This is a genomic window from Mumia sp. zg.B21 (genome assembly GCF_019550855.1).
Lineage (GTDB): Bacteria > Actinomycetota > Actinomycetes > Propionibacteriales > Nocardioidaceae > Mumia.
The window spans coordinates 173,529-187,879 of record NZ_JAHWCJ010000004.1 but is presented as its reverse complement, the minus strand read 5'-3'; the positions used below and the strand labels follow the sequence as shown (position 1 = coordinate 187,879).

Sequence of the window (14,351 nt, the reverse complement as noted above, 5' to 3'; positions counted from 1 at the left end):
GTGCTCCTCCGGCCCCGCGGCCGCCGAAGCTGCACGCGAGGCGATGTCGTCGCCGCGTGCAACGGGGTCGCACTGCGGACGCAAGCCTGCGGTCGGCCCGGCTACCCGGGCTACGGCGACGCTCCCCACTTAGGTCGGCCTGTCACGGGCTCTCCCCTCGCCGCCGCGGTCGTCGCCGCAGGCATCGTGCGCCTACGACGCGTCGCGGTCGGGCGCGAGTGGATCGCCGACCGTGCCGGACTGCGCATCGAGTGGACCTTGTGCCGTCCGGGTGGCCACAGGGACCTCCGAGGGCACGAGACCCGCGATGGCGCGGAGCCCGGCGAGAACATCGTCGGGTCGTACGGACGGGGTTCCGTGACGCACGACCACGTCCAGTATCGCACACGTGCCCTGAGTGTCAGGGGACCTCCGGCTCTCCAGGCGCACCACGGCGGCGCGGCTGTCGAACGTCCGCAGGCCCTTCTTGGTCATCCGGTCCACCAGAACCTCCGGGGCCGCGAGGAAGGCATCGACCGCCGAGGCGGCCGTCTCGGGCGACACGGTCGGCAGCACCAGCGTCCATGCACTGGCCTCCAGCCGATCGGCCAGACTGCCGCTCCCCTCGCGTACGGCGACGACCTCGAGGATGTCCAGGCCCGGCGGGAGCGCGGTGTCCAGCGCCCTCGCGAGCTCGTCCGGGTCCACGTGGCGCACGACGCCGATCTCGAGGTACTCGGCCTCGCTGGCGGCACCGGTCGGCGAGGCGCCGGCGTACGAGATCTTGGGGTGAGGGGAGAAGCCGGAGGAGTGGGCGATGGGGACACCGGCGCGACGCACCGCGCGCTCGAAGGCACGTCCGAAGTCCCGGTGGCTCGTGAAGCGCAGCCGACCTCGCTTCGCATAGCGGATCCGTAGCTTCTGGACGCTCGGGAGCTGCGGGTTCGGCGCCTCCGGGTTGGCGGGGACGCGGTCAGGGCTGGTCACCGTGCGAGGGTACCCAAGGGCGCCCCTCCGCCGGCTCCCGCGCGTCCCGTGACAGATTTGTCCGGTGACGTCCCCCACTCTCGAGTCTCGTGGCAACCGAGCCTTCGTCCTCGCGTGCATCATCCTGCTCGCGCTGAACCTGAGGGCGTCGGTGGGCAGCGTCGGCGTGGTCCTCAACGACATCCGCGGTGACCTCGACATGTCGGCGACCGCCGCCGGCGCGCTCACCACGCTCCCGGTGATCTGCTTCGCCCTGGTCGGCTCGCTCGCGAACACGATCGTGCGCGCGATCGGCCTGCACACCACCGCTATCGCGTCGACCGCGGTCGTCGCGGTCGGACTCGCGGCACGGACGTTCGCCGAGAGCGGCGGGCTCTTCCTCATCGCCTCGGCTGTGGCGCTCGCGGGCTGCGCGATCGGCAACGTGATCCTTCCGCCGTTGGTGAAGGTCCACTTCCCCGACCGGATCGCCCTGGTGTCGTCGATCGCCGGCGCCGCCATCGTCGGAGGGGCGACGCTGTCGGCCGCCCTCACCGTTCCCATCGCGGAGGCGACGGGTGACTGGCGGTGGGGCCTCTTCACGTGGGCCCTGCTCGCGGCCGTCACGCTCGTCCCCTGGCTCCGGCTGCTCCGCCACGACGTCCGCTCCACCGACGCGGCGACCCCGATCACGATCGGGGAGCTGGTCCGCGCTCCGCTGGCCTGGATGATGGCGGTCTGCTTCGGGGCACAGGCCGCGCAGGCGTACGCCCAGTTCGGCTGGTTCCCCGCGATCCTGGAGGATGCCGGGCTCAGCGACGCCTATGCGGGCAGCATGCTGGCGATCGTCACGGGGATCGGGATCCCGGCCGCGCTCCTGCTGCCGGCGGTCATCGGCTGGTCACGCGACCGCGCGTGGTTGCCCTGGTCGTTCGCCGTGGTCACGGCGGCCGGCTGGCTCGGCGTCCTCTGGTGGCCGACCGCGGCGCCGTGGGCCTGGGCGGTCCTGCTGGGCATCGGAGGCGCCGCCTTCCCCTGGGTCCTGACGATGATCGCCAAGCGGTCCCGCACGCACGAGGGCACGGTCGCGCTCTCGGGGTTCGTGCAGGGACTCGGCTACCTCATCGCGGCGCTCGGCCCGTTCGGGACGGGACTCCTCCACGACTCGACGGGTGGGTGGGGCGCCCCGGTCGCGATGCTCGTCGCGCTCGCGCTGCTGATCGGGGTCGTCGGGACCTACGTCGCCCGGCCCGTCATGGTCGAGGACCAGCTCCACGCTCGCTGAGTGCTCCCTGGGGCCGCAGCATGAGGTCGTGGTCACCGCTGAACCCCGCGCGTGCGTAGAGCGAGACCGACCGTGCGGTCGGGCTCAGGACGAGACGGACCAGGCCGGTCTCGTCCGCGTACGAGGTCAGTGCCCCCATCAGCCGCCCTCCGACACCCGCGCCCCGGTGCGCGGGCACCACGTAGACGTTGGCGACGTAGCCCCAGCTGCCCGTGGCCCGGCCCGGCCGCGGCATCCGCTCGAAGAGCATCACGTTGAGCATGCCGATCGGCGAGCCCTCGCCGGTCTCGGCCAGCCAGACCACCCGCTGCGCCGACTCGCGGGCGAACCACGCGTCGAAGCGGTCGAGGAACGACGGGTCGTCGGTCGGACCGTCCAGCTCCTCGGTCCACCGCGCCCGGAGACCGGCGAGGGCCCGCACGTCGGCCGCCCCGGCGCGGCGTACCCGCATCAGAGGACGCTGAGCGGGAGCAGCGTCTTGCCGGTGGGGCCGATCTGGATGTCGAGGTCCATCTGCGGGCAGACGCCGCAGTCGAAGCACGGGGTCCAGCGGCAGTCCTCGACCTCGCGAGCCCCGTCGGGGTCGATGGCGTCCTGCCAGTCCTCCCAGAGCCAGTCACGGTCGAGCCCGGAGTCCAGGTGGTCCCAGGGGAGCACCTCGGCGTACTCGCGCTCCCGCGTGGTGTACCAGTCGAGGTCGACCGGCTCGTCGGCCAGCGCCTCGTCCGCGCAACGCTCCCAGCGCTCGTACGAGAAGTGCTCGCTCCAGCCGTCGAATCGGCCGCCGTCACGCCAGACCGCCTCGATGATGCGGCCGACCCGTCGGTCACCCCGCGAGAGGAGGCCCTCGATCGTGCCCGGCTTGCCGTCGTGGTAGCGGAAGCCGATCGCCCGGCCGAAGCGCTTGTCGGACTGCACCGAGGAGCGCAGCTTGCGGAGTCGCTCGTCGGTGGTCTCGTGGTCGAGCTGGGCGGCCCACTGGAACGGGGTGTGCGGCTTCGGGACGAAGCCGCCGATCGACACCGTGCAGCGGATGTCCTTGCGGCCGGACACCTCACGGCCGGTCTCGATGACCTTCTTGGCGAGCTCACCGATCTGCATGACGTCCTCGTCGGTCTCGGTGGGGAGGCCGCACATGAAGTAGAGCTTGACCTGGCGCCAGCCGTGCGAGTACGCCGCAGAGACCGTCCGGATCAGGTCCTCCTCGGTGACCATCTTGTTGATCACCTTGCGCAGGCGCTCCGACCCGCCCTCGGGAGCGAACGTGAGGCCGGACCGGCGCCCGTTGCGGCTGAACTCGTTGGCGAGCGTGATGTTGAACGCGTCGACGCGGGTGCTCGGCAGCGACAGCGAGGTGTTGGACCCCTCATAACGGTCGCCGAGCTGCTTGGCGACCTCTCCGATCTCGGTGTGGTCGGCGCTGCTCAGCGAGAGGAGGCCGACCTCCTCGAAACCGGACTTCTTGAGCCCGTTGTCGACCATCTCTCCGATGGTCTGCAGGCTGCGCTCGCGCACCGGGCGGGTGATCATGCCGGCCTGGCAGAAGCGGCAGCCGCGGGTGCAGCCGCGGAAGATCTCCACCGAGTAGCGCTCGTGGACGGTCTCGGCGAGCGGGACCAGCGGGTTCTTCGGGTACGGCCACTGGTCGAGGTCCATCAGCGTGTGCTTCGTGACGCGCCACGGGACCCCGGGACGGTTGGGGGCCACCCGCTGGATGCGACCGTCGGGGAGGTAGTCGACGTCGTAGAACATGGGAACGTAGACGCTGCCGGAGCTCGCGAGGCGCATCAGCAGCTCCTCGCGACCACCGGGACAGCCCTCGGCCTTCCACTCCCGCACGACCTCGCTGATCTTGAGGACGATCTCCTCGCCGTCACCGAGCACCGCCGCGTCGACGAAGTCCGCGATCGGCTCGGGGTTGAAGGCGGCGTGCCCACCGGCGAGGACGATCGGGTCGGCGTCGGTGCGGTCGGCCGCGCGCAGCGGGATGCCCGCGAGGTCCAGAGCCGTCAAGAGGTTGGTGTATCCGAGCTCGGTGGAGAACGAGACACCCAGCAGGTCGAACGCCCTGACCGGGCGGTGGCTGTCCACCGTGAACTGAGGGATCCCGTGCTCGCGCATCGCGGCTTCCATGTCGGGAAAGACCGCGTACGTGCGCTCGGCGAGGAGCCAGTCGCGCTCGTTGAGGACCTCGTACAGGATCTGGACGCCCTGGTTGGGGAGACCGACCTCGTAGGCGTCGGGATACATCAGGGCCCACCGGACGTCGACGGCGCTCCAGTCCTTGTTGACGGAGTTGAGCTCCCCGCCGACGTACTGGATCGGCTTGCTGATCGTGGGAAGGATCGGCTCGAGCCGGTCGAAGACCGACGCGACGGAGTCGTCGAGGTGGTTGACGGGCATGCCACCAGGGTAACGAGGGATGTCCCGCCCACCGAATCCCTCGCGGGCCACCGTCTGGCGGCCGCGGGTCAACGTCTGGCGGCCGCGGGTCAACGTCTGGCGGCCGCGGGTCAACGTCTGGCGGCCGCGGGTCAGCGGGAGCGGGTGGCCCGGGACCGGACGACCACGGCCGGAGGCGCGCTGCGACGGCCGATCGCGACCAGCAGGCCCACGGCCATCGCCGAGGCGAACAACGCCGTGCCGCCGTACGACACGAACGGCAGCGGCACGCCGGTGATCGGCATGATGCCCAGCGACATCCCGATGTTCTGGAACGCCTGGAAGCCGAACCAGCACCCGATCCCCGCCGCTGCCAGCCGGTCGAAGAGGTCGTCGGCCCGTGCGGCGATCCGCAGGCACCGCCACACCAGGACCCCCAGGAGCAGCACGACGAGCCCGGCGCCGAGGAGACCGAGCTCCTCCCCCGCCACCGTGAAGACGAAGTCGGTGTGCTGCTCGGGGACGAAGCCGGCCTGCGTCTGGGTGCCGTGGAAGAGTCCTTGACCGAGCAGACCACCGTTGCCGATCGCGATCCGTGCCTGCACCGTGTTGTAGCCAGCCCCGCGCGGATCGAGCTCAGGGTCGGTGAAGGCCTCGAAGCGCAAGACCTGGTACTCCTCGATGACCCCCACGGCGATCGCTCCGAGGACCACCGCCAGCCCGACCGTCACGAGTCCGCCGAGCCACAGGAGACGGACACCCGCGACGGCGAGCACACCCAGGACGATCGCGGCCATCACCATCAGCGTCCCGAGGTCGGGCTGGGCGAGGATCAAGGCAGCCGGCACGGCAGCGCAGGCCAGGGCCAGCAGGACGTCGGACGAACGGACGACCCGGCGCATCCTGCCCTCGGTCCGCTCGGCGAAGAGCAGGGCCATCACGAGCACCACGCCGAGCTTCGCGAGCTCGGCCGGCTGGAGCGAGAGCCCGCCCACCTGAAGCCACGAGCGTGACCCGTTGACCACGGCGCCGACACCGGGCACGAAGACCAGCACCAGCCCCAGGACCGCGGCGCCGTAGACGACCGGCGCCCACAACCGGATCCACCTCCGGTCGGTCGACGCCATGACCACGCCGAGCCCGACGGCGATCACGACGTTGGTCGCCTGCTTGACCAGGTACGCGGTGGGATCGCCACCGGTGAGGTCGTCGCGCGACGCGGTCGCCGACCAGACCAGCAGAGTCCCGACGACCGAGAGCGCGAGGGCCGACGCGACCAGAGGCAGGTCGACGTCGCCCCACGAGGTCCGCACCGAGGCGCCAGGCCGCAGCGCCGGGCGTACGGTCCCCCGGCCGCTCACCGGTCGTCCTCCTCGTCGGCATCGGCCTTCGTGCGCTTCGTGACCGGCGGCAGGATCCTGCCGTCGTCGGCGACCCGAGGGAGCGAGACCGGCGGTCTGGCTCTCGGCATGAGTGCCCGGTCCCGCCGGACCTTGCCGCCCTCGATGCCGTACAGGCCCTCCCAGATCGCCCGCACCGCGTCGCCGGACGACCCTGAGCCGGTGCCCGCCTGCTCCATCATCATCACGACGACGTAGTTCTCGTCGTACGAGGCGACCCACCCGGTCGTCTGACGCCCTGTGACCTCGGCGGTCCCGGTCTTGGAACGGACCTTCACCTGGTCGAGCGGGAAGCCGCCCATCTTCCAGGCCATCGTGCCCGTCTTGGCGGTGTCGAGGAGCGCGCCGTCGACGTAGCGCAGGTGCTTCTTGCTGACCGGCACGCGTCCGGCCCGCTCCGGAGCGATCTCGCGCACCACCGAGCCGTCGGCGTCCAGCACCGCCTTCGCCACCCGGGGCTCGTAGAGCGTGCCTCCGTTGGCGAGCGCGGCGTAGCCAACAGCGAGCTGCAGCGGCGTCACCAGGGTCTCGCCCTGACCGATCGAGAAGTTGACCGCGTCTCCCGCTCGGTAGACGTAGCCGTCGGCGCAGAACTCGCGCGCGAACAGGCGCAGGTAGGCGCTCTCCACCTTCTCGGGCTTGCGGGCGATCGCGCAGTAGCGGTCCTTGTTGGCCTTCCAGTAGTCCTGGCGCCACTGCCGGTCGCCGAGACGCCCGCCGGCCTCACCGGGGATGTCGATGCCGGTGCGCTCGGAGAACCCGAACGCGCGTGCCATCTCGACCAGCGGGTCGTGGACGCCGGTCTTGGCGTCGGTGCCGCCCTGGTCCGTCCACGCGGCGTAGGCGATCCGGTAGAAGAACGTGTCGCAGGACGCCGCGAGCGCCCGGTCGAAGCCGATCGGCCCGTACGAGGCCGACTCGTAGTTCTTGAACCACCGGTTGCCCACCTGGAGCCCGGAGGAGCAGTCGAGGCGCGATCCGGTGTCCCACCGGTCCTCGAGCGCTCCCGCGGCGACGAAGGGCTTCCACGTCGACCCCGGCGCGAGCTGCGCCTGCGTCACGCGAGACAGCAGCGGGGTCCCGGAGTCCTCGGCGTAGAGCGACTCGAGCTGCCGGTTGGTGATGCCGTCGACCCAGACCTGCGGGTCGTACGACGGGTAGCTCGCCGCCGCGATCACTCGCCCGTCGTCGGGGTCCAGGACGACGGCGGCCCCGGCGGTCGCCTCGTAGCTGCGTCCGGTGACGTCGTCGTGGGTCGTGCGGGCCTTCTCGATCGCCTTCTTCAGCTGTCCCTCGGCGAGCGCCTGGACCCGGGAGTCGATGCTCGTGACCACGGTCCTGCCCGCCTGCGGGTCCACCGCCGTACCCTCCGCGATGACCCGACCTCGCGAGTCCACCGACTTGCCGGTCGTCCCCGGGACTCCACGCAGGTCGGCGTCGTAGCTGCGCTCGACCCCGGCCCGTCCGACCACGGAGGCCGCGTTGAGGCTCTCGTCGTCGCGCTCGCGCGCCGCGTCGTACTCGTCAGCGGTGATCGGCGTGACGTAGCCGAGCAGCTGCGCGGCGTTGACCCCCTCGGGGCGCGGGTACGCCCGCACCGAGCGCTGCTCGGCGGCGACCGCGGGGAACTCCTCGGCCCGCTCCGACAGCGACAGCGCCACGTCCCGCGGGACGTCCTGCGCGACCGGGACCGGCTCGTACGGCGAGCCGTTCCAGCAGGCCGGGGGCTCCGGCGCCCCCTGCTCGCCACACAGCTTGATCCGGTCGAGGAGCACGTCGTAGTCGAGGTCGACCAGCCGGGCGAGCCGTCCCAGCACGTCGCTCTGCTCCTCGGACTCGAGCCGCGTCAGCCGCGAGCGGTCGACCGTGACGACCCAGGTGACCTTGTTGGCAGCCAGCGGGCGCCCCATCGCGTCGACGACCAGGCCGCGCTGAGGCTGCACGAGGACCTGGCGGTTGGCGTTGTTCGCGGCGCGCGCTTGGTATTCGTCGCCGCCGACGACCTGGACGTACCAGAGGCGGGCGCACAGCGTCGCGAACAGCGCGACCACGAGCACCTGCACCACGACGATCCGTGCCCGCCCTCGCCGCACCGTCACCACCTGACCTGTGGGGCAGGCTCGACCCTGCCGAGCAGAGCACGGACGCCGGGCACCAGAGCCAGGCCCAGCACCACGTCGTAGACGACGGCGAGCGCGACGACCGGGAGCACCATCGCGAGGTGCGCCCCGGGCTCACCGAGGGCGAGGCTGCTCAGCGCGAAGATCGAGGTGCCGACGAAGGCGGCCGCAGCCACGGTGAGGCTGTCGCTCAGCCACGACGGCCGGCTCCCCCGGTCGACGGTCCCGGCGAGGTAGCCGACCACCGTGAGCGATAGCGCCCACTGACCGAGGACGTGGTCGGCGGGCGGCGCGGCGTCGAGCAGCAGGCCGCCGGTGAACCCGGCCCAGGCCCCTTCGGTGGTCCCCCCGCACAAGCCCACCGCCACCACGAGGACGAGCACGACGTCGGGAACCACCGCGGTCGGGACCAGCGGCGCCAGCACGCTGGTCTGAGCGACCACGCCGACGACGAGCAGGGCCACGACGAGGGCGACCCGACGGCCGTCCACCGTCACGATCCCTTCCGGGCGCCGACGACGACCGAGACCGTGTCGAGGGCGGAGAAGTCGACGTAGGGCGCCACCGTCACCGATGCGGTCTCGTCACGCGGCGACTCCACGACCTTCTCGACGCGGCCGATCGGGACCCCGGCGATGTACGGGACACCGTCGCGCGATCCCCACGAGACGATCGGGTCACCGACCTTCGGCACGGCGGAGCGGTCGAGCACCTCGAGGTTCAGCCTCCCCGTGCCCGACAGGCTGCCGTCACCACGCAGCATCCCGAGCTCGTGCTCGGCTCCGAGCCGCGCACCGACCACCGAGTCGGCGTCGACGAGCAGGAGCACGACGGCGTTGCGCGAGGTTGCGCTGATGACGCGACCGACGAGGCCGTCGGGACCCAGCACGGTCATGTCCCGGCGGACACCGCGTGACGTGCCCGCGTCGAGGACGACGGTGCGCCGGAAGGACTGCGCTGCACCGATCCCGACGACGTGGGCCGTCACCGTCTCGAGGTCCGCCGAGGTCGCGAACGCCGCGAGCGCGTCGTACTCGGCGAGCCGAGTCCGGTCGACGTCGGACGAGGCCACCAGCCCTCGCAGGCGGGCGTTCTCCGCCTCGAGCGCGGCCTTGTCGTCGCGGAGCTGGTCGCGGGTGGCGAAGCTGTCGACGCCGAACGGCGACAAGAGCCGATGGGCGCCCGACTCCAGTGGTCCGAGCACGGAGCCGGCGAGCGTACGGGCGGGCGATCCGGCTCCGGACAGGTCGACGCTGATCAGGGCGACGGCGGCGAGCAGCAGCACGAGCAGCACCGTCCGCGGACGGTGCTGCTGGTCGGGGCGACGACGGGTCCTGGCCACGCCGTCACCTGCGGGGCTCGGAAGTGAGCACCTGCTGCAGGGCGTCGAACTCCTCCACGCACTTGCCGGCGCCGAGCGCGACCGAGTGGAGGGGGTCGTCGACCACGTGGACCGGGATCTGCGTCTCGTGGCGGATCCGGTCGTCGAGGCCCGGCAGCAGCGCCCCGCCGCCGGTGAGGACGATGCCCCGGTCCATGATGTCGCCCGCGAGCTCGGGCGGCGTCAGGTCGAGCGTGCCCCTGATGGCGTCGACGATCGCCGCCACGGGCTCCTCCAACGCGCGACGGACCTCGCCGACGGTGACGTCCACCGTCCGAGGGAGACCTCCGACGAGGTCGCGGCCGCGGACGTGGACGGTCCGTTCGTCGGGCAGGGGGAAGGCTGATCCGGCCGTCACCTTGAGGTCCTCGGCCGTACGGTCGCCGAGCAGCAGCGCGTGCTCCTTCTTGAACCACGCCACGATGGCCTCGTCCATGTCGTCGCCCGCGGTGCGGATCGAGCGGCTGGCCACGATGCCCCCGAGCGCGATCACCGCGACCTCCGTCGTGCCTCCGCCCACGTCGACGATCATGTTGCCGGTCGGCTCGTGCACGGGCAGACCCGCACCGAGCGCTGCCGCCATCGGCTCCTCGACGATGAACACCTGGCGGGCTCCGGCCTGGTAGCCGGCCTCTCGGACCGCACGCTGCTCGACCGAGGTGATGGCGCTCGGGACGCACACGACCAGGCGAGGCTTGGTGAAGTAGCGACGCCGGTGGACCTGCTGGATGAACAGCCTCAGCATGTGCTCGCACGCCTCGAAGTCGGCGATCACGCCGTCCTTCATCGGTCGGACCACCGAGATCGCGTCAGGCGTGCGCCCGTGCATCCGCTTGGCCTCAGACCCCACGGCGAGGATCTCATGGGTCTGCGCAGCGAGGGCGACGACCGACGGCTCGTCGAGCATGACGCCCTTGCCCCGCACATAGACGAGGGTGTTCGCCGTGCCCAGGTCGACCGCCATGTCGCGCCCGAGCAGGCTGCGCAAGGGGAAGGACATGGGCTCAGGCTAGGTCGGCGTCGCAGTCTTCCCGGGCAGACACGCCCGCGAACCGCCGTACGGCCCGTCCGAGCGGGGATGTCGGTGCCTGCTGCCAGGGTGTGGTCATGTCCTCTGCGCCTGCCCTCGTCGAGCTCCGCCGCTACGCGCTGCACGCGGGTCAACGCGAGACGCTCGTCCGCCTGTTCGAGTCGGAGCTCGTGACCCCGCAGGAGGAGGTCGGGATGTCGGTCCTCGGGCCGTTCCGAGACCTCGACGATCCCGACCAGTTCGTCTGGATACGCGGGTTCGACGACGCCGCGAGCCGCGGGCCGGCACTGCGCGCGTTCTACGAGGGGCCGGTGTGGGCCCGGCACCGCGACGCCGCGAACGCCACGATGATCTCGTCGGACGACGTCCTGCTGCTCCGTCCGGTCTCGGGACGTGCCTTGTCCCCCACCGCCGACCTCGCTGCGGACATCGTCGTCGTCACGCTGTACGAGCCGGACGACGTCGACGACTTCGCCGCACTCATGGCAGAGCAGGGCGACGACCTCCTCGCCGAGCTGGGCTCGGTCGCCGTCGCGGCGTACGCCACCGCCGACGTCGTCAACGCGTTCCCGGCGCTGCCGGTACGCGAGGACGTCGACGTCTACGTCCGCGTTGCACGGTTCGCCACGGCGTCGGAGCACGCCGCCCACCGACGGCGGCTGGAGTCCGCCCAGCGGTCCGACGGACTGTTGTCCGCGCTGCGCGCAAGCGTCACCGGCGAGCTCCGGCTCGTGCGGACGGAGCAGTCCGCCTCGCGCTAGGTGGCGCGAGACCTCAGCCGGCCACCGCCCGGTGCAGGGCGTCGCGGTGCTCGGCCAGCCAGACCTGGCGACGTCGGATCGCCTCGCCGACACCCTCGTCCCACATCCGCGCCCAGCCGCCACCGAGCGTCTCGGCGTTGTGCCGCATGCGGAACCATGCCCGCGCCGCGGCGTTCTCGACGACGTCGACCAGCCGTGCGCGGTCGGCCGCGGCGAGCCCGTACGCGTCGACCAGCAGGCGGGCCCGCGCGAAGACGTCCACGTCGGCGAGGGGGCGAGGTCGGTCCTGCACAGGGACGAGGGGAGCCCACCAGAGCAGGAGGTTCTGCACCTCCTCCGTCCGGGTGGCCGGACGAACGAAGTCGAAGTCGATGAGTGCACGGGCCTCGCCGTGGGCGAAGACGACGTTGTCCGGCGTCACGTCGAGGTGGCCGATCAGCTCGGGTGTCCCGGCGACGCGCGCCGGGGTGCCGGCTGGGTCGGCAGGCGGCAGGCCGGTTGCCGCGGCCGGGACGCCGAGGGTCTCGACGGCGTCGTCGTAGCGGCGAAGCAGCCGAGCGACGCTCACGATCCGTGTCTCGTCGGCGATCCAGCCCGGTCGCGGGCGTGAGGCGACCTCCCCCGGGACGTACGAGACCACCTGCCGGCCGGCCTCGTCGATCCCGAGGTGGCGCGGGGCACCGTCGAAACCGACCCGCTCGAGGTGCGTCAAGACATCGATCACGAGCGGCGTCTGCGGACCGGTGGGTCGGCGTACGGTGTCGCCGACGCGCACCAGGCCCTCGGTGACGTCACCGCCGAGGAGGGGGACCTCGGGGAGCGAAGGGTTGGGCTCGCGATATCTCACGCGGCCCGCGCGGTCAGACCAGCTCGGGGAACCACAGGGCGATCTCCCGCTCCGCCGACGCGGTGGAGTCCGAGCCGTGGACGAGGTTCTCGCGGTTGGACAGCGACAGGTCGCCGCGGATGGTGCCCGGCGCCGCGACCCGGCCGTCGGTCGCACCGTTGAGCACGCGCACGACGTCGATCGCCGCGTCGCCCTCGAGGACCAGTGCCGCCATCGGGCCGGACGTGACGAACTCGCGCAGCGGCGGATAGAAGTCGCGCTCGACGTGCTCGGCGTAGTGGGCGTCCGCTTTCGCGCCGTCGATCGTGCCGAACCACATCGCGGCGATGCGGAGCCCCTTGGACTCGTAGCGGCCGAGGATCTCACCGACGAGACCGCGGCCGACGGCGTCGGGTTTGAGCAGGACCAGAGTGCGTTCGGACATGGACCGAAGCCTAGCGAGCCGGGGTGGAGCGGCTTCTCAGCGGGCGTAGAACTCGGGGTTGGCGGCCCGGTCGCGCTCGATGCGGCGGCCGAGCACCCACGCCGTGGCCCAGATCGCCGCGAACACGCCGCCGACGAAGAACGCGATCGGGAGCAGGAAGCCCATCGCCACCGCGCCCACCTGGACGAGCCACCCCAGGGCGTACGCCCACGGGAAACGCAGCAGACCGGCTGTCACCAGCGCCAGGGCAGCCAACCCCAGGCCCCAGGCGAGCGCCACGCCTGTGGACACGCCCTCGACCTGGATCATCACCGGCGTCGCCAGTGCCAGGACGATCGCCTCGAAGAACAGCACTCCGGCACACATGCCGCGCATCAGTCCACCGTCTCTCTCGGGGCAAGCAGCACTCGCGCCTCTCCCACGGTCACCACCGAGCCGGTGACGAGGACACCCCCGCTGCCGACGCCCTCGCCGTAGCGCTCGCTCTCGGCCAGCGCGACGGCCTTCTCGATCGCGTCCGGGAGCCGTCGCGCGACGTGGACCCGATCCGAGCCGAAGATGCCCTCGGCGACGTCGGCGAGCTCGTCGGCGGGCATCGCCCGGTCGGTCGCGTTCTGTGTGCAGACGATCTCGGCCATCACCGGCTCGAGCGCCTGCAGGATCTCGTCGACCTCCTTGTCGGCCATCACGCCGACCACCCCGATCAGAGGTGTGAAGGAGAACGCCTCCTGGACCGCCTCCGCGGTCGCACGTGCACCGGCCGGGTTGTGGGCCGCGTCGAGGACGACGGTCGGGCTGCGCCGTACGACCTCGAGCCGGCCCGGCGAGGTCACCGCGGCGAAGGCGTCGCGCACGATCGTGCCGTCCAGCTCCTTGGACCCGGTGAACGCCTCGACGGCAGCCAGGGCGTACGCGGCGTTGTCGGCCTGGTGGCTCCCGAACAGCGGCAGGAAGACCTCCGGGTAGGTCCCCCCGATGCCCTTGAGCGTCAGGAGCTGACCACCGAGGGCGGGCGTCCGGTCGATCACGCCGAACTCCACGCCCTCGCGGTGCAGCGTCGCTCCGACCTCGGTGGCCCGCGCCGCGATCTCGGCGGCGGCATCCTCGGGCTGGCGGGCCACCACGACCTGGGCGCCGGGCTTGATGATCCCGGACTTCTCGACGGCGATGTCGCCAGGCGTGTCACCGAGGTAGCTGGCGTGGTCGACGTCGATGGGCGTGATGACCGCGACCGCGGCGTCCACGACGTTGGTGGCGTCCCAGGTGCCGCCCATGCCGACCTCGACGACGGCCACGTCGACCGGGGCGTCGGCGAAGGCCTGGTAGGCGATCCCGACCATGAGCTCGAAGTACGACAGCGGGACCGGCTGGCTGTCGTCGACCACCTGCGCGTACGCGGCGACGTCGGCATAGGCCTCGACGAAGAGCTCCTCGCTCAGCGGCTGGCCGTCGATGCTGATGCGTTCGGTCATCGAGACCAGGTGCGGGCTCGTGAACCGGCCGGTGCGCACTCCCAGCTCGCGCAGGAGTGCGTCGATCATGCGGCCGGTCGAGGTCTTGCCGTTCGTGCCGGTGAGCTGGATCACCGGGTACGCCGTCTGGGGGTCGCCCATCAGACGGCACAGGGCGCGGATGCGCTCCAGCGACGGCTCGAGCCTGGTTTCGGGCCAGCGCGCCAGCAGGGCCTGCTCGACGTCGGCGTACGTGGGGTTCGTCATCGCGTCCAGTATCCCAGGGATGCAAACGATGACTTCCTGGCGCCCGGCCGGTCGTAGG

Annotated in this window: 14 protein-coding genes; 2 read left to right on the top strand and 12 right to left on the bottom strand. The window is 71.7% G+C overall.

Annotated elements, in window-relative coordinates; translation table 11 throughout:
* Window positions 1-192: 192 nt before the first annotated feature.
* Entirely contained in the window at window positions 193-966 is a 774-nt protein-coding gene (locus tag KV100_RS16135; protein ID WP_301022401.1) for a TIGR03936 family radical SAM-associated protein, read from the bottom strand.
* 64 nt (window positions 967-1,030) lie between these two features.
* On the opposite strand from KV100_RS16135, the gene KV100_RS16130 reads away from it, so the two are divergent.
* The gene (locus KV100_RS16130) at window positions 1,031-2,230 is read left to right on the top strand and encodes an MFS transporter (protein ID WP_220344125.1); all 1,200 of its coding nucleotides are present in this window, start codon (window positions 1,031-1,033) and stop codon (window positions 2,228-2,230) included.
* Here KV100_RS16130 and KV100_RS16125 read toward each other — a convergent pair.
* The 7 genes from KV100_RS16125 to KV100_RS16095 all read right to left on the bottom strand — a co-directional run bounded on the left by KV100_RS16125 (window position 2,199) and on the right by KV100_RS16095 (window position 10,513).
* Entirely contained in the window at window positions 2,199-2,681 is a 483-nt protein-coding gene (locus tag KV100_RS16125; RefSeq protein WP_220344124.1) for a GNAT family N-acetyltransferase, read from the bottom strand. The genes KV100_RS16130 and KV100_RS16125 overlap by 32 nt on opposite strands.
* On the bottom strand, window positions 2,681-4,633 hold the full coding sequence (locus tag KV100_RS16120) for a TIGR03960 family B12-binding radical SAM protein (RefSeq protein ID WP_220344123.1): 1,953 nt from the start codon (window positions 4,631-4,633) through the stop codon (window positions 2,681-2,683). The genes KV100_RS16125 and KV100_RS16120 overlap by 1 nt, the downstream gene beginning before the upstream one ends.
* 131 nt (window positions 4,634-4,764) lie before the next feature.
* Window positions 4,765-5,973 (bottom strand): rod shape-determining protein RodA, encoded by a 1,209-nt coding sequence (gene rodA / locus KV100_RS16115; protein ID WP_220344122.1) that lies wholly within the window; start codon window positions 5,971-5,973, stop codon window positions 4,765-4,767.
* On the bottom strand, window positions 5,970-8,111 hold the full coding sequence (gene mrdA, locus KV100_RS16110; RefSeq protein ID WP_220344121.1) for a penicillin-binding protein 2: 2,142 nt from the start codon (window positions 8,109-8,111) through the stop codon (window positions 5,970-5,972). Before mrdA ends, rodA begins: the two co-directional genes overlap by 4 nt.
* Window positions 8,108-8,623 (bottom strand): rod shape-determining protein MreD, encoded by a 516-nt coding sequence (gene mreD, locus KV100_RS16105; protein ID WP_220344120.1) that lies wholly within the window; start codon window positions 8,621-8,623, stop codon window positions 8,108-8,110. The genes mrdA and mreD overlap by 4 nt, the downstream gene beginning before the upstream one ends.
* A 2-nt stretch (window positions 8,624-8,625) precedes the next feature.
* Window positions 8,626-9,474 carry a rod shape-determining protein MreC gene (mreC, locus tag KV100_RS16100; RefSeq protein ID WP_220344119.1) on the bottom strand — a complete coding sequence of 283 codons (849 nt, stop codon included), beginning with the start codon at window positions 9,472-9,474 and terminating at the stop codon, window positions 8,626-8,628.
* Between the two features lie 4 nt (window positions 9,475-9,478).
* Entirely contained in the window at window positions 9,479-10,513 is a 1,035-nt protein-coding gene (locus KV100_RS16095) for a rod shape-determining protein (protein ID WP_220344118.1), read from the bottom strand.
* 107 nt (window positions 10,514-10,620) lie between these two features.
* Between KV100_RS16095 and KV100_RS16090 the strand changes: the two genes are divergently transcribed.
* Window positions 10,621-11,304, top strand: a complete 684-nt coding sequence (locus KV100_RS16090; RefSeq protein WP_220344117.1) for an NIPSNAP family protein — start codon at window positions 10,621-10,623, stop codon at window positions 11,302-11,304.
* A gap of 13 nt (window positions 11,305-11,317) precedes the next feature.
* Here the strand turns inward: KV100_RS16090 and KV100_RS16085 are convergent, their stop codons facing one another.
* From KV100_RS16085 to KV100_RS16070, 4 genes are read right to left on the bottom strand one after another with little or no spacing between them, the layout of a single operon-like run.
* Window positions 11,318-12,151: an aminoglycoside phosphotransferase gene (locus tag KV100_RS16085; protein WP_220344116.1), complete on the bottom strand. Its 834-nt coding sequence runs from the start codon at window positions 12,149-12,151 to the stop codon at window positions 11,318-11,320.
* Between the two features lie 13 nt (window positions 12,152-12,164).
* The gene (gene ndk / locus KV100_RS16080; RefSeq protein WP_220344115.1) at window positions 12,165-12,575 is read right to left on the bottom strand and encodes a nucleoside-diphosphate kinase; all 411 of its coding nucleotides are present in this window, start codon (window positions 12,573-12,575) and stop codon (window positions 12,165-12,167) included.
* A gap of 36 nt (window positions 12,576-12,611) precedes the next feature.
* Window positions 12,612-12,950: a DUF4233 domain-containing protein gene (locus KV100_RS16075; protein ID WP_220344114.1), complete on the bottom strand. Its 339-nt coding sequence runs from the start codon at window positions 12,948-12,950 to the stop codon at window positions 12,612-12,614.
* Window positions 12,950-14,293 (bottom strand): folylpolyglutamate synthase/dihydrofolate synthase family protein, encoded by a 1,344-nt coding sequence (locus KV100_RS16070; RefSeq protein WP_220344113.1) that lies wholly within the window; start codon window positions 14,291-14,293, stop codon window positions 12,950-12,952. The genes KV100_RS16075 and KV100_RS16070 overlap by 1 nt, the downstream gene beginning before the upstream one ends.
* Between the last annotated feature and the right edge of the window lie 58 nt (window positions 14,294-14,351).